Origin of the sequence: Bacillus sp. J41TS8 (genome assembly GCF_018333035.1) — a bacterium.
GTDB lineage: Bacteria > Bacillota > Bacilli > Bacillales > Bacillaceae > Bacillus > Bacillus paralicheniformis.
In genome coordinates, this window is the sequence record NZ_BORF01000003.1 from 1 (window position 1) to 22,471 (window position 22,471).

Annotated in this window: 25 protein-coding genes; 19 read left to right on the top strand and 6 right to left on the bottom strand. The window is 46.1% G+C overall.

Annotation, left to right across the window (positions count from 1 at the left end):
* The first annotated feature begins 252 nt into the window (after window positions 1-252).
* A complete protein-coding gene (locus KI350_RS05285; RefSeq protein WP_065644219.1) occupies window positions 253-1,182 on the top strand; it encodes a manganese-dependent inorganic pyrophosphatase in 930 nt (309 codons plus the stop codon).
* Between the two features lie 41 nt (window positions 1,183-1,223).
* Here KI350_RS05285 and KI350_RS05290 read toward each other — a convergent pair whose 3' ends face one another.
* The 3 genes from KI350_RS05290 to KI350_RS05300 all read right to left on the bottom strand — a co-directional run bounded on the left by KI350_RS05290 (window position 1,224) and on the right by KI350_RS05300 (window position 3,577).
* Window positions 1,224-1,802: an undecaprenyl-diphosphatase gene (locus KI350_RS05290; protein WP_065644220.1), complete on the bottom strand. Its 579-nt coding sequence runs from the start codon at window positions 1,800-1,802 to the stop codon at window positions 1,224-1,226.
* A 149-nt stretch (window positions 1,803-1,951) separates the two neighbouring features.
* Window positions 1,952-3,145, bottom strand: a complete 1,194-nt coding sequence (locus KI350_RS05295) for an MFS transporter (protein ID WP_065644221.1) — start codon at window positions 3,143-3,145, stop codon at window positions 1,952-1,954.
* Between the two features lie 3 nt (window positions 3,146-3,148).
* The gene (locus KI350_RS05300) at window positions 3,149-3,577 is read right to left on the bottom strand and encodes a MarR family winged helix-turn-helix transcriptional regulator (RefSeq protein ID WP_065644222.1); all 429 of its coding nucleotides are present in this window, start codon (window positions 3,575-3,577) and stop codon (window positions 3,149-3,151) included.
* Window positions 3,578-3,913: 336 nt separating this feature from the next.
* Between KI350_RS05300 and spoIIID the strand changes: the two genes are divergently transcribed.
* The 6 genes from spoIIID to mscL all read left to right on the top strand — a co-directional run bounded on the left by spoIIID (window position 3,914) and on the right by mscL (window position 8,353).
* Complete coding sequence (spoIIID, locus tag KI350_RS05305; RefSeq protein WP_003185911.1) at window positions 3,914-4,189, top strand: sporulation transcriptional regulator SpoIIID; 276 nt, start codon at window positions 3,914-3,916, stop codon at window positions 4,187-4,189.
* Window positions 4,190-4,374: 185 nt separating this feature from the next.
* Window positions 4,375-5,376 carry a cell shape-determining protein Mbl gene (gene mbl / locus KI350_RS05310; RefSeq protein ID WP_003185909.1) on the top strand — a complete coding sequence of 334 codons (1,002 nt, stop codon included), beginning with the start codon at window positions 4,375-4,377 and terminating at the stop codon, window positions 5,374-5,376.
* A gap of 205 nt (window positions 5,377-5,581) precedes the next feature.
* Entirely contained in the window at window positions 5,582-6,421 is an 840-nt protein-coding gene (locus KI350_RS05315; RefSeq protein WP_065644223.1) for a flagellar hook-basal body protein, read from the top strand.
* 42 nt (window positions 6,422-6,463) lie between these two features.
* On the top strand, window positions 6,464-7,291 hold the full coding sequence (locus tag KI350_RS05320; protein WP_023857130.1) for a flagellar hook-basal body protein: 828 nt from the start codon (window positions 6,464-6,466) through the stop codon (window positions 7,289-7,291).
* 177 nt (window positions 7,292-7,468) lie between these two features.
* Window positions 7,469-7,903, top strand: a complete 435-nt coding sequence (fabZ, locus tag KI350_RS05325) for a 3-hydroxyacyl-ACP dehydratase FabZ (RefSeq protein WP_003185902.1) — start codon at window positions 7,469-7,471, stop codon at window positions 7,901-7,903.
* Between the two features lie 69 nt (window positions 7,904-7,972).
* Window positions 7,973-8,353: a large conductance mechanosensitive channel protein MscL gene (mscL, locus tag KI350_RS05330; protein ID WP_020453207.1), complete on the top strand. Its 381-nt coding sequence runs from the start codon at window positions 7,973-7,975 to the stop codon at window positions 8,351-8,353.
* A 39-nt stretch (window positions 8,354-8,392) separates the two neighbouring features.
* Here mscL and KI350_RS05335 read toward each other — a convergent pair whose 3' ends face one another.
* On the bottom strand, window positions 8,393-8,806 hold the full coding sequence (locus KI350_RS05335) for a YwpF-like family protein (protein ID WP_020453206.1): 414 nt from the start codon (window positions 8,804-8,806) through the stop codon (window positions 8,393-8,395).
* A 181-nt stretch (window positions 8,807-8,987) separates the two neighbouring features.
* Between KI350_RS05335 and KI350_RS05340 the strand changes: the two genes are divergently transcribed.
* The 12 genes from KI350_RS05340 (at window position 8,988) to KI350_RS05395 (ending at window position 17,742) form a co-directional block, all read left to right on the top strand.
* The gene (locus KI350_RS05340; protein ID WP_020453205.1) at window positions 8,988-9,359 is read left to right on the top strand and encodes a hypothetical protein; all 372 of its coding nucleotides are present in this window, start codon (window positions 8,988-8,990) and stop codon (window positions 9,357-9,359) included.
* A gap of 104 nt (window positions 9,360-9,463) precedes the next feature.
* Window positions 9,464-9,811 carry a single-stranded DNA-binding protein gene (ssb, locus tag KI350_RS05345; RefSeq protein ID WP_065644224.1) on the top strand — a complete coding sequence of 116 codons (348 nt, stop codon included), beginning with the start codon at window positions 9,464-9,466 and terminating at the stop codon, window positions 9,809-9,811.
* A 223-nt stretch (window positions 9,812-10,034) separates the two neighbouring features.
* Entirely contained in the window at window positions 10,035-10,997 is a 963-nt protein-coding gene (locus KI350_RS05350; RefSeq protein ID WP_065644225.1) for a sugar-binding transcriptional regulator, read from the top strand.
* The gene (locus KI350_RS05355; RefSeq protein ID WP_065644226.1) at window positions 10,994-11,437 is read left to right on the top strand and encodes a transcriptional regulator GutM; all 444 of its coding nucleotides are present in this window, start codon (window positions 10,994-10,996) and stop codon (window positions 11,435-11,437) included. Before KI350_RS05350 ends, KI350_RS05355 begins: the two co-directional genes overlap by 4 nt.
* Window positions 11,434-11,982, top strand: a complete 549-nt coding sequence (gene srlA, locus KI350_RS05360; RefSeq protein ID WP_065644227.1) for a PTS glucitol/sorbitol transporter subunit IIC — start codon at window positions 11,434-11,436, stop codon at window positions 11,980-11,982. Before KI350_RS05355 ends, srlA begins: the two co-directional genes overlap by 4 nt.
* A gap of 16 nt (window positions 11,983-11,998) precedes the next feature.
* Window positions 11,999-13,006, top strand: a complete 1,008-nt coding sequence (gene srlE, locus KI350_RS05365) for a PTS glucitol/sorbitol transporter subunit IIB (protein ID WP_065644228.1) — start codon at window positions 11,999-12,001, stop codon at window positions 13,004-13,006.
* Window positions 13,007-13,029: 23 nt separating this feature from the next.
* A complete protein-coding gene (locus KI350_RS05370; protein WP_065644229.1) occupies window positions 13,030-13,401 on the top strand; it encodes a PTS glucitol/sorbitol transporter subunit IIA in 372 nt (123 codons plus the stop codon).
* Between the two features lie 14 nt (window positions 13,402-13,415).
* Window positions 13,416-14,201: a sorbitol-6-phosphate dehydrogenase gene (gene srlD, locus KI350_RS05375; protein WP_065644230.1), complete on the top strand. Its 786-nt coding sequence runs from the start codon at window positions 13,416-13,418 to the stop codon at window positions 14,199-14,201.
* 17 nt (window positions 14,202-14,218) lie between these two features.
* A complete protein-coding gene (locus KI350_RS05380; RefSeq protein WP_236808618.1) occupies window positions 14,219-14,887 on the top strand; it encodes a transaldolase family protein in 669 nt (222 codons plus the stop codon).
* 142 nt (window positions 14,888-15,029) lie between these two features.
* A complete protein-coding gene (locus KI350_RS05385) occupies window positions 15,030-15,800 on the top strand; it encodes a transcriptional regulator GlcR (RefSeq protein WP_065644232.1) in 771 nt (256 codons plus the stop codon).
* A gap of 15 nt (window positions 15,801-15,815) precedes the next feature.
* Window positions 15,816-16,694 carry a Cof-type HAD-IIB family hydrolase gene (locus KI350_RS05390; protein WP_065644233.1) on the top strand — a complete coding sequence of 293 codons (879 nt, stop codon included), beginning with the start codon at window positions 15,816-15,818 and terminating at the stop codon, window positions 16,692-16,694.
* Between the two features lie 244 nt (window positions 16,695-16,938).
* Window positions 16,939-17,742: a YwqG family protein gene (locus KI350_RS05395; protein WP_065644234.1), complete on the top strand. Its 804-nt coding sequence runs from the start codon at window positions 16,939-16,941 to the stop codon at window positions 17,740-17,742.
* Window positions 17,743-18,042: 300 nt separating this feature from the next.
* On the opposite strand, the gene KI350_RS05400 is transcribed toward KI350_RS05395, so the two are convergent.
* Both KI350_RS05400 and KI350_RS05405 read right to left on the bottom strand, forming a co-directional pair.
* A complete protein-coding gene (locus KI350_RS05400) occupies window positions 18,043-20,808 on the bottom strand; it encodes a DEAD/DEAH box helicase (protein WP_065644235.1) in 2,766 nt (921 codons plus the stop codon).
* Window positions 20,795-22,393, bottom strand: a complete 1,599-nt coding sequence (locus KI350_RS05405) for an SWIM zinc finger family protein (protein ID WP_065644236.1) — start codon at window positions 22,391-22,393, stop codon at window positions 20,795-20,797. The genes KI350_RS05400 and KI350_RS05405 overlap by 14 nt, the downstream gene beginning before the upstream one ends.
* Window positions 22,394-22,471 lie beyond the last annotated feature (78 nt).

Genomic DNA, 22,471 nt, shown 5'->3' on the forward strand with positions numbered 1-22,471 from the left:
GCGAAGCTAGGCTAGGGGTGTGGGAGGACTTTTTCTATTTCTTTTATAAAGATGACAAAACACATCAAAACCATTTAAAACAAAAAAGCTTGTAGAAAAACATAGGTTTCTCTACAAGCTGAGAGCCGAACGGCTCTTTTTTTATTTTTAAAATGACAAAACACTTCGTACATATTAAAATAAGTGACAGATTTGCAGATTTTTTTATTGTCAGGTAAGCTTACTATAAAAACAACAGTAAGGAGTTATATCATGAGTAAAGTACTTATTTTTGGCCACAAAAATCCGGATACGGATACGATTTGTTCAGCGATTGCATATGCCGAATTAAAAAAGGAGCTCGGCATCGACGCAGAACCCGTCCGTCTCGGCGAAATCAACGGCGAAACCGAATTCGCGCTTGAGAAATTCAATGCAGAAGTACCCCGCCTTGTGAACACTGTTGCGAATGAAACTGACAGCGTGATTCTGGTTGACCATAATGAGCGCCAGCAGAGCGTCGATGACCTGGATCAAGTTCGCGTGCTTGAAGTCATCGATCACCACCGGATCGCCAATTTTGAAACGAGCGACCCTCTGTATTATCGCGCAGAGCCTGTAGGCTGCACGGCAACGATCTTAAACAAGCTCTATAAAGAAAACGGCGTCGAAATTAAAAAAGATATCGCAGGATTGATGCTGTCGGCGATCATCTCAGATTCCCTCTTATTCAAATCTCCGACTTGCACGGACGAAGATGTCAAAGCTGCAAAAGAATTGGCTGCGATTGCCGGCGTTGATGCCGACAGCTATGGACTCGATATGCTGAAGGCCGGAGCTGATTTGAGCGCAAAAACGATTCCTCAGCTTCTCTCTCTTGACGCAAAAGAGTTTACGATGGGAAGCCATAAAGTAGAGATCGCGCAAGTTAACACTGTCGATACAAACGACGTGCTCTCCCGCAAAGAGGAAGTTGACGCAGAACTTGCAAAAGTGGTGTCTGAAAAAGGATTGGATTTATTTGTGTTTGTGGTAACCGACATTTTAACAAACGACTCGGTTGTTGTGGCTTCAGGACAAGCTGCACAAGCAGTGGAAAAAGCGTTCAATGTCACATTGTCAGACAACACAGCGACACTGAAAGGCGTTGTATCCCGCAAAAAACAAATTGTTCCGCCGTTAACCGAAGCTTTAAAAGGTTAAGGAAATGAAAAACACCCGAATCATGAGATTCGGGTGTTTTCTTATGCCGTTCTGGATACGGCTTTCCGCAATTTCCGCAAGATCGATTCGTAGAGTGAGATGATCCGTTCAAAAAGCGGCTGCACATACGCTGAGAATCTAAACATAACGAGTGATACAAATAAAGCGACCAAAATGCTGCCTAAAACGTCAACAGGGTAGTGGTGTCCGACCCAAATACGGGAAAAGCCCGTCAATAACCCGAAAGCAATCAGGCAGGTTCCAATTTTCCGATGATAAAGCCAAAATGCGATCGAAATGGCTAACGCCCCGGTTGTATGATCGCTGGGAAATGAAGCGTCGGCAGCATGATGAATCAATACGTCCACATGATGAGCGACAAACGGCCTTGGCTCATAGTAAACCAATGACAGCAAATAATTTGCCGCCAATCCGAGAATACCCGTCACACCTGCCTGAAGAACGGTCATTTTATAAGAACGGTTTCCGAAGATCCAGATTAAAAGCAAAATGAGCGCATACATGTAAATTGCTTTTTCTGTAATCAAAATCATAGCGCTGTCCAGGATGTGGTTGTGGTTTGCTAATTGATGAATGCGTGTAAATAGCCAATAGTTCAAAAAATCACCTTTTTAATAGAGTAGTAGTTTTTGGTCAGACAGTTAGGAGACGTATTTGATTTTGCAAAAGTTTCATTAAATGACAGATCGGCCTGTATCAGCTTGCATGAAAAAAGCCGGGCAATCCCGGCCCGGCGAGGTTGAACGGCTTATTCAGCCATCGATATATCCCGCTTCTCCTTTGCGAGTGCGGGTTTTTGGCTCCACGTATACAGAAACAGATTGATGAGCACAAAAACGCCTGAGAATAAATAGATGTTTGAAAAACCGGCTTGTGCCACAACCAACCCAAAAACATAGGATCCGACTGCGATCCCGGTATCAAACAGCGTAAAATAAGTCGCCGTTGCATAGCCGCTCCGGTGAGGCGGCGAAGCCTGAATCGCCAAGGTCTGAAGGCACGGTGTGATAGATCCGTAGCCGATGCCGATGACAGCTCCGGATAGTAAAAGCATCCCGCTGCTGTTTGTAAAAGCAAGCAGGAAAAGCCCGGCGCAAAAAATGATAATGGACGGATAAATGACGACTCCAGGGCCGACTTTATCATACAGTTTTCCCGTAAACGGCCGCGTGATCATCATTGTCACCGCGAACACCATAAAGAAATAGCTGCTTGCTTCAATAAGGCCGAGAGATTTGGCATAAACAGAGATGAAGGAAATGACGCTTGAATAACAAAACGACACGAACAATCCGACCGTGGCAATCCGAATCGCGCCCTTTTCAAACATGTTGGAAAAAGACAACCTGAACACGGCCGAACGGATGTCGCTTCCTTTAGGAATCCGGACCAGTGCCGTGCAGAGGATGGCCACAGTGACGATTCCTGAAAATAAAATAAACAGATCGGAAAAACTCATTTTATCCAGCAGGTTCAACGCGATAAACGGACCGATGACAACCGCCAAATTCATCGACATGGCAAAGTAGCCCAAACCTTCTCCGCGGCGGGCCGGCGGAATTAAATCGGCTGCAATTGCACTCGTCACCGTCGTGATGATGCTGAACCAAATGCCTTGGAAAAAGCGAATGCCGAGCAGCAGGTAGATATCATGAATGAAGATATAAAGAAATGATGCCAAAGTAAACAGCACGACGCTGATGAGCGCCATTCTTTTTTTGCCAAAACGTTCAATAACGGCTCCCGAAAACGGTCTCGCAAAAATCGCGGACAGCATGAAGCCGCTGATCAAAAGGCCGCCCTCTGACTCGGAGCCGCCGAGCTCCTGCATTGCATAGACCGGAAGCACGGTCAACAGTGCGTAAAAATAGACGAATATAAATAAATTGATCAAAACGACCATGATAAAATCCCTGGTCCAAATGGGTTCAGCTTGCTTCATAGGCTACAACTCCTCCTGATGTCCTTCTAATAATTGATTTAACAGCCTTTGAAGTGTTTTTTTATCCCGTTCTTCAAATACGGAAAGCATTTCCTCTTCAAATTCTTTCATTTTTAATTGAATGTCATCATATTTAATTTTGGCTTCTTCTGTCATTTTGACGACTTTTTCCCGTTTGTCATCGCCTTGTATCCGTTCAACCCAGCCGTTTTTTTCGAGGCGGCTGACGGTTCTCGTCACGGTCGGCGCCTCGACGTGCAAGTAAGTCCATATGTCTTTTTGCGTCATCGGTCCGTAAGTGTGAAGACAGTATAGGATCGACCATTGTGAACCGTAAAGGCCGTACGCTTCGAGCTGTTCATTCGTTTTTTTCGCAACCATCCGCGTGCTTTGATTGAGCTGGTGAATAATCTTTCGATTGATGTGTTCCATTCCCGGACTCCTTCAAAATAGTTACCTAGGTAAATAATAAACTTTACTCATTTTATCGGAAGTCAGGATTAGTGTAAAGTTAAAATTTTTGAAGCCCGAAATAAAATTATCAGAGAAGGCCCTTGTCCTCCTTGAGTTTTTAGCATAATCCCATTTAAATGCTAATACACTGATACAAACCTAACAAAGAGAGTGTTTGAGGTGAGGGATCGTGGGAGTATTTCAAAATTCTACTTGGAAAAGCATAAAACGAAGAAGCTGCGCAAATAGCGAATTTTTTCACAAGACGGATCTCATTTCACACTTCTCACATCCATTTTAGGGAGGTCGAGTGGTGTGCACGATTACATCAAAGAGCGAACAATCAAGATAGGGAAGTACATCGTGGAGACGAAAAAAACGGTTCGTGTGATAGCGAAGGAGTTTGGTGTTTCCAAAAGTACCGTTCACAAAGATTTGACAGAAAGGCTGCCTGAAATTAATCCTGACCTGGCCAATGAAGTAAAAGAAATTCTTGATTATCATAAATCAATCAGACATTTGCGGGGCGGAGAAGCGACAAAACTAAAATACAAGAAAGAGGAAATCTTTGAAAGAGAACCCGTGCAATAAGGAATAATGGCTCAGAAACGAACAGCGTTTATCAGAATTTCCCGGTATCCTCCGTAAAAAGCCACAAAAATTTTATGAAGAACTTTAATAAGCTCTCTTTTTTTTCTAATATTTATGATAAAATATATAATTAGGGCAGAATGTGGACATTGCTGTGAAACAGATTTCGAGGAGGATATAGATAGATGTTTGCAAGGGATATTGGTATTGACCTTGGTACAGCGAATGTGCTGATCCATGTCAAAGGAAAAGGTATTGTCTTAAATGAACCATCAGTCGTTGCTCTTGACAAAAACAATGGGAAAGTGCTCGCTGTCGGTGAAGAAGCAAGGAGAATGGTAGGACGTACACCTGGGAATATTGTTGCGATACGTCCATTAAAAGACGGCGTCATTGCCGATTTTGAAGTAACGGAAGCCATGCTGAAGCATTTCATTAACAAGCTGAATGTAAAAGGTCTTTTCTCAAAGCCGCGCATGCTGATTTGCTGCCCTACAAATATTACTTCTGTGGAGCAGAAGGCTATCAGAGAAGCTGCCGAAAAAAGCGGCGGAAAGCATGTCTATTTGGAGGAAGAACCTAAGGTGGCCGCAATCGGAGCGGGAATGGATATTTTCCAGCCAAGCGGAAACATGGTAGTTGATATCGGCGGTGGAACGACAGATATCGCAGTCATCTCAATGGGCGATATTGTCACCGCCTCTTCTATTAAAATGGCTGGGGACAAGTTTGATCTTGAAATCTTGAACTACATCAAACGCGAGTACAAGCTGCTCATAGGCGAACGGACAGCCGAAGACATTAAGATTAAAGTCGCAACTGTTTTCCCAGACGCACGTCACGAGGAAATTTCCATCCGCGGCCGCGACATGGTCACAGGATTGCCGAGAACCATTACGGTAACGAGCAAAGAGGTGGAAGAAGCGCTGCGCGAATCTGTATCTGTCATTGTACAGGCTGCCAAGCAGGTGCTCGAAAGAACGCCGCCTGAGCTGTCAGCCGACATTATCGACAGAGGCGTTATCATTACAGGAGGCGGCGCATTGTTAAACGGTCTTGACCAGCTTCTTGCCGAAGAACTGAAAGTGCCGGTTCTCGTTGCCGAAAATCCGATGGATTGTGTGGCAGTCGGTACGGGTGTCATGCTTGATAACATGGACAAGCTTCCTAAGCGCAAACTGAGCTGATCAGAAGCCTCATTCTTTTTTAGAATGAGGTTTTTTATGTGAAATGCTTTAAAGGAACCGAATGGCTGCCGATAAAAAGAGTAGTATGTTTGAATACCATTATAGAACAAATGTTCTGTATTAGCAAATATAAATTGCAAGCCTTTCGCAAAAGAGGTTTTTTCGAGAGAAACTCTGGAGCATGACACTTATTTGAGGTGAAATGATGTTAAAAGGACTTTATACAGCGACTTCAGCAATGATCACCCAGCAGCGCCGCACAGAGATGCTGACGAATAATATCGCGAACGCAAATACGCCGGGATATAAAGAAGACCAAGGGTCAATCCGTTCTTTTCCGGAAATGCTTTTGAGCCGGATTGAATCCGATTCTGTCAAGGCCGGCAGCGCTTCGCGTTCGTTTTCAACACAGACGCCGATCGGTTCTATCAATACAGGGGTATACATGCAGGAACTGAAGCCTCAATTCTCGCAAGGCGATCTGCAAAGCACGAATGCGCCGACAGATATTGCAATCAGCGAAACCGAAGTTCCGGTCAACGGGGAAACAAACGATAAAGCAGCGCTTTTCTACACGGTCCGGCTTGAAAATGGGGATGTACGCTATTCAAGAAGCAGCCGTTTTTCTTTAAATGAAAACAATCAATTGACAATAAACGGCCGACTCGTCCTTTCAACGGAAAACCGGCCGATTACGGTGGGAAGCGAGAATTTTCAAGTCGCTGAGGACGGAACGGTGACTGAAAACGGCCAAAATCTCGGAAGGATCGATGTCAGGATCGCGCTCGATACGAGAAATTTAGCAAGAGAAGGCGATGATCTGTATCGTACTGAAAACGGTGAGGCGCTGCCAAGCGCAGTCGGCAATCCCGAAGTCACTTATTCTGTCAAGCAGGGAATGACGGAACGGTCGAATGTCGACGTAACGAGAGCCTATACGGAAATGACCGCTGCCTACCGCTCGTTTGAAGCCAACCAAAAAGTTCTACAGGCTTATGATAAAAGCATGGAAAAGGCGGCCAATGAGATTGGAAGGATCGGATAATGACCGATCGCGATCAGCGTAAATGGAGGATGTGGAAAAACGATGCTTAGGTCCATGATCACGGCTTCAAACACAATGTTTGAACTGCAAAAACAAATTGATAATATCAGCCATAATCTTGCAAATACCGATACAACGGGATATAAGGCGAAAAACACAAGCTTTTCGGAGCTGATCAGGCAGCAGATTGAACAGGTAAACGAGAAAAATAATGAAGTTGCGGCAAGCAGAAAGACGCCGCCCGGACTTCGGCTCGGCGTCGGAGCCGTCATGACCGACCGGCTGACACATAAACAGGGAAGCCTTAAGGAGACGGGCCGCGATCTTGATATCGCACTGACTTCTCCTTATCAGTACTTCCAGGTCAATGTCGACGGGGAAGTGCAATATACAAGAGACGGAGCATTTTACCTGACGCCTGCGGCGGGAAACGCCAACCAGATGCAGCTGGTGACGAAAGAAGGGCATGCCGTTCTTGACGAAAACGGAAATCCCATCCGCTTCAACCAGCGCTATAAACACATCAAAGTCGACGATTCGGGAAGTGTCACCGTTTCCTCAGACAATCAGGGTGAAGCGCCGTTGCGTTTTAACCTGGGAATCGTCCGGGCTGTCAAACCTCAAGCTCTAACAGAGGAAGGAAGCAATCTTTTTTCTGTCAGCGATGAATTGAGAGCAACGGCTCTTATCAATCTGAACGGAGCCGGGCGGCAGGACATTTCTCTAAAACAAGGATTCCTCGAATCATCAAATGTCGATGTATCGAAGGAAATGACCGACCTGATCTCTTCGCAGCGGTCTTATCAAATGAATTCCCGCGCCATCACGATGGGCGATCAAATGATGGGGCTGATCAATTCAGTTCGCTAGCACAGCAAAACAGGAGCCGGCCAAACGACGTTTGGTTCAGGCTCTTTTTTATTTTCAGCGTTGTCTCTCATCTTTTGTTGAAAAAGATTCCGTTTCATAATATACTTCCAGATGTACAGAATAAGGCACTGACATATCATTCTATACATATTTTTCGAAAAAGGAGATGTCAAGGCGATGCTTGATGCTCAGCAAATTAAAGAAATCATTCCCCACCGCTATCCCTTTCTGCTGGTAGACCGTGTGACAGAAGTAGAGGAAGGAAAACGGGCCGCGGGTTATAAAAATGTGACAGTAAATGAAGAATTCTTTAACGGACACTTTCCGGATTATCCGGTGATGCCTGGCGTTTTGATTGTTGAAGCGCTTGCGCAAGTGGGTGCCGTGGCGCTTTTGATGAAGGAAGAAAACCGCGGAAGGCTCGCGTTTTTTGCGGGAATTGACAGCTGCCGCTTCAAAAAGCAGGTCAAACCGGGCGATCAGCTTCATCTTGAGCTTGAAGTGCTTCGTTTCCGCGGGTCCATCGGCAAAGGAAAAGGAGTCGCGAAAGTGGACGGAGAAGTGGTCTGTGAAGCCGAATTGATGTTTTCTCTTGGCGAAAAACAGGAATAATGTAGCAAAATGGGTTTTCGTAAAAGCCCATTTTGTTTTTTTATCATAAAAGCGAAAAGGTGATCATACATGTGGAAAGAATTTAAAAGCTTTGCGATTCGGGGAAATGTAATCGATCTTGCAATCGGGGTCATCATAGGAGGCGCCTTTGGAAAAATCGTGACTTCGCTTGTCAATGATTTAATGATGCCGCTCCTCGGTCTTCTGCTAGGAGGCCTGGATTTTTCAGCGCTGTCGTTCACATTTGTTGATGCCGAAATTAAATACGGGCTGTTCATTCAGTCGATCGTCAATTTCTTTATTATTTCGTTTTCCATTTTTCTATTTATCCGTTATATCTCTAAGCTGAAGAAGAAGGATGCCGAAGAAGAAAAAGCTGCTCCTGATCCGCAGGAAGAATTGCTTAAGGAAATACGGGATTTGTTAAAAGAGCAGACGAAACGCTCTTAAAGCTATAGCGAAAAGGCTGTCCGGCGAAGACAGCCTTTTCTATATATTTTGTTTAAATGCTTCAAGAAGCCGGTCTCCGGAATATCCTTCTTTCATTAAATCTTCCAAAATCTTGTCGGAGCCTTTCCTCAGCTTTGAGCTGACCATTTTGCCGTCCAACAAGACGGAAACATGCTCGCCTAGTACCGTGATCTTTTTGACCTTCGCTAACAGCTGTGCGGGGCGGTTGCTTTTTTTCGTGATCGTTACATATGTTTTCACTTCTTTGCCTTCCTGAAGGAGGTATTCGAAAAAATACCGGTATTCTTTCGAAACCAGCCCCTCAACCATCCAGTGGTTTTCTCCGTCTTCTTTATTAATGATAAGGCCGTCGATCAGCGGGAACTCCTCGAGCCGCTTTGATGTTTCATCCTGGCGGACAATTTTTAAATCAATAAGCCTAAAGGTTTTCACTAGTATCACCTCACAAGCTTCCATAGTTGTATAACCATTATAGCACATTCGCTTGGAAGAACTCTTGACCCTGGTTTGTTTATGCAATAGGAGCATATTCGTATTTTAAATTTTGCAAAAAGTATTTTATAATGCTTTATTTTTATTTATACTTTAGGTGATATTGAGCGGGAGGTGACTTATGAACCATTTTTACTTAAAAGAAGTATTTGTGATCGCAAGCAATCCAGCTGCTGACTGCCGTCAATATATGCCTATGATTTGCTTTTCAGCCGGGAACAAAAAGCACGAAATCAGCACGTATGCCAATGAAGGCATCGTGTTTCGCTATGAAACAAAAGACAGAATGGAAATATACGAATTTCAAGTAACGATTAAACAGAAAGAGTTGTCATTCCGTTTGTATGCTTGGGACGGGGGCTCATATGTCCGCGTATACTCAGAGCGGTGGCTGGCATCTCCTGTTTTTTTTCAGTTTCTGAAAAATACGTATTTCTCAAATAACAATGAGATGATTTTTTTAATTAATGGCAGAAAGAAACAAAAATTATGACGTGAACCCGGGTTTTTTCCGGGTTATTTTTCTTTTATGAGGATTTTGCTTAAATACCGATCTCTTATAAACTGGGGATACCCGAACAGGAAGGGAGGGACGAAATGTTTAATGAGATCATGCTGGTCGGGCGTTTGACTAAAGATCCCGAACTTCGGTACACTTCTGACGGTGTCCCTGTTGCAAATGTGACACTGGCTGTCAACAGGCCTTTCAAAAATGCAGCAGGCGAAATTGAAGCGGACTTTGTCAATTGCACCCTCTGGCGCAAAACTGCCGTGAACACAGCCGAATATTGCGAAAAAGGCTCCATCATCGGGCTGAGCGGAAGAATCCAGACCCGCCAATACGTCAATTCAGAAGGCGAACGCGTCTTTACTACAGAAGTTGTCGCCCGATCAGTCAGATTTTTGGGAGAAAGCCGAAAAGCCCATGAGCCGGCGGAAGCTTAAACCGTAAAACTCCTTCTGCAAACGCCTTTCTTTAAAAAGAATCAATCAATATCCTCTATTATATCCCCCTGTATAACCGGTTTTGAATGACCGGTTTTTTTATTTTAGACAAAAAATAGACAAATTTAAATTGACGCCCAAAAATTCCGTATGTATAATGTAAGCGAATACAACAACAAATGATCAATGTTTGCACAAATGTGCAAAGGTAAAGGGTGATCTTATGGAAATGAAGGATGATAAACGCCTTCTGATCAAAGTCTGCAAAATGTACTACGAAGAGGATATGACACAGAGCCAGATTGCAAACGCAACAGGGATATACAGAACAACCGTCGGACGCATGCTGAAAAAAGCGCGCGAGGAAGGAATCGTTAAAATCACGATCGATGACCATATCGGGACACACTATGATTTGGAACGGGAGCTCGAACAGCTGCTCGGGCTTAAAGAAGTGTACATATGCGACGCAAAACCGGAACAAACAGCTGAAGACAAGAAGAAACTCGTCGGCAAAGCCGGTGCAGAAATCTTAAAACGCGTCGTGAAAGACGGAGATACGGTAGGCTTCGCATGGGGGACGACGATGGCGGGAATGATCGGGGAGTTTCACGGCGTCAAAAAACGGAGCGCTTCATTCGTGCCGCTTGTCGGCGGTCCGGGCGCCATGGATACGAAATATCACGTGAACAGCATCGTCTACAGCATTGCCGGTGACTTTGGAGGTACGCCCTACTTTATAGACGCGGCAGCCGTTGTCGAAAAAAAAGAAACGAAAGAGGAAATCGTCAAGTCCCACTATTTCAAAAAAATAGAAAGTCTGTGGAACGGCCTTACCGTGGCAGCCGTCGGGATCGGAGCGCCGCTTAGTTCTTCAAATATGATCTGGACCGGATTTTACGGCGATCAGGATATCGAGCGCCTTGAAGAAAAACAGGCGGTCGGAGATATATGCTCGCGTTTCTTTGATCATTCGGGTGCATTGGTAGAAACAGAGATTCATGACAGAACCATCGCGATAGACATCAACCGGTTAAAGAATTTGGAGTATTCCATCGGTCTTGCCGAATCCCATGAAAAAGTCCCTTCTATTATCGGGGCTGCAAAAGGCCGCTATATTAATATTTTGGTGACAACTGCCGAAACAGCAAGAGAAATTGCCGAGGAGGTAAGAAACCAATCATGATCATTTACTTTATCATCGCCCTTGGAGCTGCATGGCTTCTCCAAAGCGTTTTTGGTTTTTTGCAAATCAGGCATTTCAACCGAACATTCGCCGCATACAGACGTATGGGAAGAGTCGCGGTCGGAAGGAAGACCGGCTTATTCAGAGCCGGAACGGTCGTCCTGTTTGTCATTGACAAGCGCAATAAAATTTTGAAGGCGTCAAAAATGCAAGGCGTCACCGTCTTTTCAAGAATCAGGCCTTTAAAAGGGTTTGAAGGAAAGTATTTGCTGAAAATCGGACAAGCGGAGCTTGCCCGGCACGACCGCCTCACACGGCTCGCAATTGAAGATGCCTTGAAAACATTCGACATCATCACGAAAGGGGGTGATGTCCCGCAGAAGAAAACACGGCTTCAAAAACTGATGAGCTTTCAAATCAAAAAAAGAGGTGAATTATGAAAAACGTAACATGGCTTGCGGAAAAGTTTATGGACTTATTCAGACATGGCGGAGAAGTGTTTGTCAGTATGCTTACAGACATTGTTCCTTTATTGATTATGCTGCTTGTCGCCATGAATGCCCTCATACGCCTGATAGGAGAAAAGCGCGTTGAAGCGCTCGCGAGAAAGTCGGGAAAAAATCCATTAACGAGATACATGCTTTTGCCTGTCATTGGTACGTTCATGCTTGCAAATCCAATGACGCTGTCGCTTGGCAGGTTCTTGCCTGAAAAATACAAACCGAGCTATTATGCGGCTGCATCCTATTCCTGTCATACGCATAACGGACTTTTCCCGCACGTGAATCCGGGCGAGCTATTTGTTTTCCTCGGGATTGCCGCAGGAATTACGACGCTGGGGCATGAAACGACCGAGCTTGCTCTCCGCTATCTTCTGGTCGGGATTGTGACAAACTTTCTCAGGGGCTGGGTAACGGATATGACAACGGCTTATGTCGCGAAACAGCAGGGCATAGCCTTGAAAGATTCGATTGATCTTAAATAAGAAAGGCGGTTTACAGATGAGTTCCTATCGTTCGGTTGAAGTTTCAAAAGGGCCGGGAGGGTTTGGCGGGCCTTTGGTGATCACGCCTGATGAAGAGAGAAATAAAATCGTGTACGTCACCGGCGGAAACAAACCCGATTTTGCGGATCATTTAGCTGAGCTGACGGGGTGCACCCTGGTCGACGGCTTTAAAACGACAGTACCCGAAAGCGAAATGGCCGCTGTGATCATCGACTGCGGAGGGACGCTGCGCTGCGGACTTTATCCGCAAAAGCGAATTCCGACGATCAATGTGATGGCGACCGGGAAAAGCGGGCCGCTTGCCGCCCATATTACAGAAGATATATATGTTTCCGGAGTAAAAAAAGAGAATATTAAACTGCTGGGAGCTGTGGAGGAGCCTAAACAGTCTAATATTCCAGAAGAAAAACAAATGCAAAATAAACAAAACCATTATAGCACAGAGAAAAAAATTAGTGAACAGCAGTCGCCGAAAGGGATGATGGCGACAATCGGGATGGCCATGGGATCGGTCGTCAGCACGTTTTATCAAGCGGGACGGGAAGCAATTGAAACCGTTATCAAAACAATTCTTCCGTTCATGGCTTTTGTGGCGCTGTTGATCGGCATCATTAAAGAGTCAGGCATCGGAGACATTTTTGCCAAATATTTATCACCATTTGCAGGGTCACTGCCCGGATTGCTATTAATCTCGCTTGTTTGTTCATTTCCGCTGCTTTCCCCGTTCCTTGGACCCGGGGCGGTGATTGCACAAGTTGTCGGTTCGCTGATCGGTGTCGAGATCGGCAAAGGAAACATTCCGCCGAATTTGGCGCTGCCGGCGTTATTTGCGATCAATTCGCAAGCGGCTGCCGACTTTGTTCCGGTCGGCCTGGGTCTTGCGGAAGCGGAAGTCGAAACGGTTGAAGTCGGAGTGCCGTCGGTGCTGTATTCGCGTTTTCTGACGGGGGCGCCAACCGTTTTCATTGCTTGGCTGGCCAGCTTTGGCATGTATGACAGCTGAGGTTTTCTTAAGGAGGGAGAATGATGGTCATGCTGTATGAAACAAAAATAAACAAAATCGGAGCTCACGCAGCGGCATTTTCAGATGAAAAGATGCTCATCTTATTTGGCGAAGGTGCTCCGGATGAATTGAAAGATTATTGTTTATCAATTGATATAAATCCTGTAGAAGGCGACTTCAATGAAGGCGATGAGCTCATACTGGGCGGCGAGTCATACAAAATCACAGCCGTTGGCGGAGCCGTTCGGCAGAACCTGACGAATCTCGGGCATATTACGCTGAAATTTGACGGATCGGCTTCAGCCGAGCTGCCGGGAACGCTGTACCTTGAACGAAAAGAACAACTGCCGGAGGTTTCAGCAGGAGACTGTATTCAAGTTAAAAGATTCTCATAAGGAGCGGGTGCAATATGGAGATGAATAAAGGAAAAGTGGCATTGATATGCGGTGGCGGCCAAAGTCTCGGAGAAGCGCTGTCCTACCGCATGGCAGAGGCGGGATATGACATCGCGGTCGCAGACATCAACGGCGAGAACGCCGAAAGAACGGCTGAACATGCAGCCGGTCAATACGGGGTCAAATCGCTGTGGATTCAAGCGGATTTTACAAAGGAAGCCGATGTGGAAAAAATGATCGGCAGGGTCACGGAGGAATTTAATAAAATCGATGTGATGGTATATAGTGCGGGAATCGCCAAAAGCAATAAAATCACAGATTTTGAGCTTGAAGACTGGGAACGGACAATCGAAGTCAATTTGACCGGGTATTTTCTTTGCGCGAGGGAAACGTCGAAGGTCATGATTGAGCAGGGAAGCGGGTCAATCATTCAAATTAACTCCAAATCGGGAAAAGTCGGCAGCAAACATAATACAGCTTATTCAGCTTCCAAATTTGGAGGCGTCGGTCTCACTCAAAGCCTAGCGCTTGATCTTGCCGAACATAACATTCGCGTGAACAGCATTATGCCGGGGAATTTGTTAAAATCGCCGATGTTCCAAAGCTTGATCCCGCAATACGCGAAAAAGCTCGGCATTCCGGAGAGCGAAGTTGAGCGCGTGTACACCGAAAAAGTGCCGCTCGGACGGGGCTGTACGTATGATGACATCGCCAATGCCATCCTATTTTACGCTTCTGACCAGGCATCCTATATGACGGGTCAATCGATCAATGTAACCGGAGGGCAGGTCATGCATTAAAATACGAGGGGAAAGCGATGATGAACATGCTGATTGATTCAGCGCATATACCGGAGATTGAAAGATTGCTGGATTCATTTCCCGCTGGCGGCGTCACAACAAACCCGGCGCTGATCGCGAGGGAAAAGCAACCCTTTAAACAGCAGATTCAAGATATTCGGCGGCTCCTTCCCGAGCATCTGTCTCTCCATGCCCAGGTGATCGCCGACCAATGGCGGGATATGGTCGATCAGGCGAAGGCGCTCTATAACTGGCTGGATGGAAACGTGTCGGTGAAAATTCCGGTGACGGCTCAAGGACTTTACGCGATCAGAAAGCTTGCGGCTGAAAACATCCAGACCACAGGGACAACGGTTTATACCGCTGCACAGGCTGTACTGGCGGCAAAAGCCGGCGCCTCCTATGTCGCGCCGTATGTCAATCGTATTGATCAAGAGTATGGTAATGGGGCGGGCGTTGTCAAAACGATTGTCGGCTTATTGAACACATACCGTTTAAATTGCAAAGTGCTTGCGGCAAGCTTTAAACATAACCGTCAAATTCTTGCCGTCATGGAAGCGGGAAGCCATGAGGCGACAATCAGCCCTGAACTTTTAAGCCATTTGGCTGATCATCCGGCTGCAGACCGTGATATCCATGCGTTTCGTGAAATTTGGCACTCTCAATATGGAACATTTTCAATTTAGCGTGCGAGCCTGAGGGCCGGGAAACCGGACTCAGGCTTTATGTTTACTTATAATTACTTATGTGTTCTTGATTTATTCGGTTAAATAACTTATAATCACTTATAAATAATGAATTTTACTTGGGTAAAGAAGGAATGATCGAGTGTATCAAGAGGAAAGGTTAATTTCCATCATCGACTATTTAAAAGAGCGTAAACGAATTTCCGTTGAACAAATATGTTCTTTATTCGGAGTTTCAAGAGATACGGCAAGGCGGGATCTGGTCAAACTGCAGGAGCAAGGCGCTATTATCAGAACAAGGGGCGGGGCGATTCTGCCTACCGTTCATGATGAGGTCAAAGACTATTCGGGCAGGCTGGGCATGGTTTCCGAAGAGAAAAGCATGATCGGAAAAGCAGCCGCTTCTTTAATCAGAGAAGGCGACCATATGATTTTGGATGCTTCCACGACAGTCCAATCGTGCGCCGAGCATTTGCCGGATGTCAATTGCACGATCATCACCAATTCGATTAACCTTGCGGATGTTCTTTCCTCAAGAAAAGGTGCTGATATCCACCTGCTTGGAGGGAAGCTTCAAAAAGAGCACCGCTTTTTGTACGGCGCCTCCGTCATTGAAAAGCTGTCATGCTATCATGTTGATAAAGCGCTGATCGGCGTGGTGGGGATTTCCGAACACGGGCTTACAATCGCCCATGAGGAGGATGGCATGGTGAAACGGAAAATGATTTCCCAAGCGAAACAAGTCATAGCGCTTGCCGACCATTCGAAAATCGGGAGAACGGATTTTTACCGGTATGCTGAACTCAGTGACATCGACCTTCTCATTACAGACCGGCTGCCGCCGAAACCGTTTCAGAAACTGCTTGATGAACATGATGTGGAGCTGCTCGTGGCTGAACATCACGATACTTAAGGGGGAAAACAGCAGATGAAAATGATTGCGGGCGATTTAGACGGGACTTTGTTAAACAGTGAAAGCAAGATCTCAAATGAAAACATCGATGCGATTAAAAAAGCGCGGGAACACGGGATTGAAGTAGTGGTTGCCACGGGGAGAGCATCCTTTGATGTGCAAGCGATTTTTGAGCCGACAGGTATTAAAACATGGATTATCAGTGCCAACGGAGCGGTAATTCATGATCCTGAAGGCCGCCTTTACCACTCGGTGCCGCTTGACCGGAAACGGGCGGAAGGAATTCTTCAATGGCTTGAAGAAAAGAATTACTATTATGAGGTATTCAGCGATGAAGCGATCTTCACGCCACAAAACGGCCGCGAGCTGCTTGACATTGAGCTGGACCGCTTGAAAAGCGCAAATCCGGGGGCCGATCTTTCAAGGCTGGAACTCGCGGCTGAACAGCAGCTCAGCCAAAACGGATATGCATACATCAGCTCCTATACCGACCTGTTTTTAGCGGGAAAAGATGTCAATGTATATAACATATTAGCTTTTTCTTTTCATAAAGAAAAACTGGAAACTGGCTGGAAGCGATTTAAAGATGCGCAAGATATTACGCTTGTCACTTCAGCCGAGCATAACTTTGAAATTGAGCATCTTCAGGCGTCAAAAGGGCTGGCGTTGGAAAAGCTTTCACGCAAACTTGGCATTTCCCTTCAGGAAACAGCTGCCGTCGGAGACAGCCTCAATGATTTTTCGATGCTGAAGATCGCGGGGAAAAGCTTTGCCATGGGCAATGCGCGCGAAGACATTAAAGAGATGGCTGATGAGGTGACGCTCACTAATGATGAAAATGGCGTCGCTCACATCCTGAATCAGCTGATTGAACAGCAAGTCAAACCGGTTTAATTCGTACATCCTTTCAAATCGGCGTGATGCCGGTACACGGCAGCGTAACGATTGAAGGAGTGCGGTTAAGCAGCGGATGTTATTGATCCGCGGGCCGCCGACAATGTCGGAGGCCTTTATTAATGTGGTTGACCCGGCGATTATGACTTTTGATTCATTGTTGGCAATGGTTAATTTTGTTACTATTTAACTATTGATTGTATTTGAAATGAAGAGTCACCTGATCAAAAGGAGAATGACAAAAATGAAAAAGCCGTTTCAATTACCCGAAAAAATGGCCCGATACCGCGGGCAATTCGAACAATCAGCGCGGGATTTTTTGAAGCTTGACACGACAAAAGGAAAAACAGGCCGATATGACAGCAAATTGGCCGGCGATCCTTATTTTCCAAAGTCAGAACAGTATCCTGTCGATTCGCAGGGCAAGCCGATGAAACTGCTTGCGCAACTCAATTTTTCAGACATGCCCCGCCTTGAGAATTTCCCGGAATCGGGAATTCTGCTTTTTTTCATTTCAGTAAGTGATGATGTTTACGGTTTAAATTTTGACGATCCGTGTGAACAGTCGAGTTTTTGCATTAAGTATTTTGAGAATATCACCCAAAATGAAGACGAGCTTGTCGACGATTTTTCGTTTGTGAAGCTTGAGGATGAGCTGGCATTTCCGATTGGCTGCGAAGCTTCAATCACGCCTGACATAGGGTCTGAACTTGTCTCCGCGTCTGACTTTCAATTTGAGCGATACGCGGGAACAGATGCTTGGACATTCTTTGAGCAATTCGGCGATCAAGAGGAAACGGTGTTCGAAGAATACCATGAAATGTACGGCGGCTTCTCCCATAAGATCGGGGGCTACGCAGCCTTCACGCAAGATGACCCGCGGGAAGGCGATTTTCCGGATCATACCGTTCTGCTATTGCAAATTGATTCTGATGAGGACATTGATGCGATGTGGGGAGATGTCGGGATTGCCAATTTTTTTATACGGCCTGATGATTTAAAGAATAAGGACTTTTCAAACGTATTGTATAATTGGGACTGTCATTAACACAAAAAACAGCTGTCTATAGCAGACAGCTGTTCAGCGTGTCGACAAACCCTCGCATTCGTTGTCAGGCCTGCGCGTCGGTGCTCACGAATAGAGGAAGGATCGGCGGCTAACCGCCCAGGCGTCCTGCCTGAACGCCGCCGTCATCACCTCCTGTGAAAGTCCGCTCCGATGCTCGGCCTTCCTAGACTGCAAGGGTTTTCAATCACGCTGAAGGGATGACAAAATCCCAAAACAAAAAGTCGTTTTGGGATTTTGTCAATAATCTAAACAGCTGTCTATAGCAGACAGCTGTTTTATTTAACCCGTAATAGCCGAAGCGTTCAGGGTAAATAGCTCCTCGAGTTCATGCTCGGAAAGCTCGGTGATCCAATTTTCGCTTTGGATGATTTGATCGTTGAGCGATTGCTTCGATTCGAGCATGTGGTCGATTTTTTCTTCAATTGTGCCGGTGGTGATCAGTTTATGAACGTGGACGAACCGTTTCTGTCCAATTCTGTAGGCGCGGTCTGTCGCCTGATTTTCAACCGCGGGATTCCACCATCTGTCATAATGGATGACGTGATTGGCGGCCGTCAAATTGAGGCCTGTGCCCCCGGCTTTTAATGATAAGATCAGAATCGGAAATTCCTTGTTCTGAAACTGCTCCACCATTTTGTCCCGTTCAAGCTTGGATAAACTGCCGTTCAGAAACTTGACCGGTTCGCCGAAAGACTTTTCGAGCAGGCGCTTCATCATATCTCCCATCCCGAGATATTGGGTGAAAATCAGGCAGCTTTCATCGCTTTCGCGAATCGTCTTCGTCAGCTCCAGCAGTTTTTCGAGCTTAACTGACCTTCCGTTCAGGAGCTCGCTCCCGGTCTCTTTTAAGTAAAGGGCAGGGTGGCCGCAGATTTGTTTGAGCTTGCCGAGCATGCTTAAGATGAGAGCTTTACGCTGCATTCCGGCGAGGCTTGACATATGTTCAAACGTATCTTTGACAAGCTGTTCATATAGTGAAGCCTGTTCTGCGGAGAGCGGGATGAACTCTTTTTCTTCCTGTTTTTCAGGCAGGTTGAGCGCGACTTCCTTGTCCTGCTTTGTCCGTCTTAATAAAAACGGTTTGATCAGCTGCTGGAGCTGTTCGATCCGTTTTTCGTCGCGATCTTTTTCAATCGGCAGGACAAAGCGCTTATGGAAGCTGCCGAGGCTTCCGAGATAGCTTTTGTTCATGAAATCGTAGATCGACCACAGCTCCGTCAGGCGGTTTTCCATCGGAGTCCCGCTGAGCGCGATATGATGCAGGCCTTTCAGCTTTCTGATTGAACGGGATTGCTTCGTGTGCGCATTTTTAATATTCTGGGCTTCGTCAAGGCAGATGCAGTTCCAGGCGACGCTGCTGAGATCGTCAAAGTCGGATTGGGCGAGGCCGTATGACGTCAAGACGATATCTGCATCTTTGTAAGATTCCTGAAACGTTTCACCTTTAGGGCGTTTTGGCCCGTAATGGAGCGCTGCCGTCAGGCCGGGCGCGAAGGTCTCGAGTTCGCGCTGCCAGTTCCCGAGGACGGAAGTCGGCGCAATGATGAGAGACGGCGTTTGTTGTCCCTGTTCTTTTAAATAGGCGAAATAGGCGATCATCTGGATGGTTTTTCCGAGTCCCATATCATCTGCCAGGCAGGCGCCGAAGCCGCAGTTTCTGAGAAAGATCAGCCAGTTCAAACCGTCTTCCTGATAAGCCCTGAGCGTTCCGTGAAAATATTTGCTGACCGGGTATGACGGGAGATCATCGCGCTGGCTCAGCTTTCTGATCATGTTTTTCAGCTGATAAGACAGTTCAAACCGCACATCGCTGAATGCGGAAGCATCGAACAGATCATCATCCTCGCGGGTTTCGCTCCGCTCCGTCAGCTCGCGCGCCAGGATGTCAGACATATGAAGTCCCTCTGTTTCTGCTCGTTCCATCAGCTTTTTCATTTGTTTAATAAAATTCGGATCGATTTTAATCCACTGTCCGCGTATGTTGACAAGCCGTCTTTTATTGGCGACAAGCTGCTCGAATTCTTCTTCTGTAAGTTCGATTCCGTTCGTAGCAAAACGCCAGTTGAAGTCCATCAATGCATTCATTCCGACAAAAGACTCGCCGCGGGGAGCCGATGACACTTTCGCTTTCAGGAGCATGTTGCTGTCTCTGACGATTTGCCACCATGACGGCAGCAAAATTTCAATCCCCATGCTGACAAGAGTTTCGCTTGCTTCGGAGAGGAAGATCCATGCTTCCTCTTCCGTTAAAAGCGTCGTCCCCGAGTCGATCGTCAGCCACGGCACGATTTGGCGGAATCTGTCTTGTTCGCGGGCGATTTTATCAGCGTATGCCTGCCACGATTTTTTCAGCCTGTTCAAGCCTTCAAAGAACTGAATGGCGCCGCTTTTTTTGTCGCGCAAAAACAGTTCGATTTTCCAATCGTCTCCGTCAAAGTCAGGTTCATTTAAGCGGAGTCCGACGGTAAACGGCATAGGGTTTTCATGCCAGCCGATCGTTTCAAGAAAATCGTCTTCATCGAGAAAGTGTCCCTGAAATGTGGTGACAGCGGGAGAATGTGCGATAATCGATTCCCATTTTGCTTTTAACTCGTCATTGTAGTTGATGTAGTCTTCGACAGCGTGTGAAAACCATTCAGCTGTATAGCCTTCCAAAATCCCTTCTTTATCTTTCCAGCGCAGCGCCTCTTGCTTCCATGCTTCATAGTCGGGAAGGAAGTCTTCATCTGCGATAAACTCATAAATGGTGGAAGCCGTTTTCATTAAAGGTTCGGTTTCCTCGGTGAGGATGATGTCGCTGTATGAATTAAATGAGTTTTTGCCGAGAAATTCGACCGCCATCCACGGGGACAGCAGAACCGCCGGAGTCTCTAAACCGGCATCTTCGAGAAACGTTCCGTAAAAAGACGATTCGTGCCACTGAAACAAATGCCTTTCCATTTCATTTCGCGTGAGAAACTGATGATCCCCGTCATGACAAGATAAAATGAATGTATAGTCATCGGATTGTTCGACATGTATCACGATTTCCTTAAGACTCGCCATCGATCAACTTTCCTTTCTTAAGCTCCTCCTGGAAGGCTCTCAGCCGTTTATAGCGGGCTGAAAACTGCTCCATAAACCGGTTCCAGACATCCTGTTTTTTCGATTTCTTATAAAGGGTGCGCAGCTTTTTTAATTGTTTGACGGCTTCTTTGTAGCTTGAGCGGTTTTTTTGTTCAACCAGCCCGGAAATTTCTCTGTGATAGGAAGGAATCAATGCATCAGGAGCCGCTGCTGCGATATCTTTCAAGGCGTTCTGCCCGATCTCAGAGATTGAAAAACCGACAAGGCTGTGGATCTCCATCCACTCCGTAAAGCGGTTTTTGTTATATAAAAAATGGCTGTATTCAGTAAACGTATAAGGAAGGCACTTTTTGCAATACCGTTCATATACATGCTCTTCTTTTGCGTTTTTGCTGTAATCGCTCAGAAACAAGAAGAATTCGCTTAAAACATCGCGTATTTCCCGGTACGGCTTATCCAGTCTGCAGAAGCCGGCTGCAAGCTGCTCAAGGTGTTCATACCATTTTTTCAGGCGCTTCCAGTCTTTTTTGGCGGTCATGACGCTGAGCCATTGAAATGTATAAGGAAGAATCTCAGGTGAAAACGATCCGGCTTGATCAAGAATCACATCGTCGTTTTTCAGCAGAAATTCAAGATGCAGCCTGCCGAATTGTATTTCAGGCGACGGCTCCAGGTCGTTCAGCACATCGAGCTCCCGCTTCAGCCAGGTTGGCCGCGACAGAAGCGCACTCCAGATTTCCCCGAAAATCCGCAGCCTTTCATATTGAAAAATGTCTTTCTTGAGCAGCAGTTCCCGGATCACGCCGGGGGTTTTTTCTAAAAACGGGTCAAGTGAGAACGATAGCGCATATGTTTTCAGTTCATCGATCGAGCTGTAGATCGTATCCATCAGCTGTTCGATATAAGGATTCAGCGAGTAAAAATCCTTTTCAGGATCAATGCGCCCTTTCTCGACGAGCGAATGCATGGCAAGCCATGTCGCAAGAGCCGCGTGGATTTGATACATTTTTTTCAGCTCCGGCTCCGCAGGCGTCCGCTTTTTTAAAGCTGAAAAATACCCGTAGTAAAGGTATTGCATCGTTTGCTGGTTTTTAGGCGTATGCTCTTCCCACCGTCTGAACTCCGTTTTGAAAAACGATATCCATTGATCGAGCGTGTGGCTGCGGGGCTTCATTCCGCGCTGAAGCTGTTCGAGAATGTCCCTGTTTTCGCGGCGTTTTTGCGCTTCTTTCCAAAACTCCGTAAACGTTCCCAATCGATCATATTGTGCATACAGATATAAGTAAACGGCAAGCACATGCCGGCAGATGTTTTGAGCAGGGCAGGAACAGCTGCTTTTTTTAACGTCGGCGAGGTCGATGAAGACCTTCACCGGGACCACATCCTGAACGTAAGCGCTGACCGTATGCCCGCTCATCGGCTTGACCCGATAGACGGAATCCTGTCTGTATAAAATAAGGGCTTTCTTCATGAGCTGAATGTTAGCTTCTGTGCACGGCAGTACATGCTTAAACTGTTCAGCTGCATCCATCACAACCGTTTTTGAAATCATGTCTTGAAGCATGTCTATCGCTCCTAACCGAATGGCTTTTAAAAAGTTTCCAATCTCTCTATTATAGCTTAATCAATCCGTCCAAAAAAG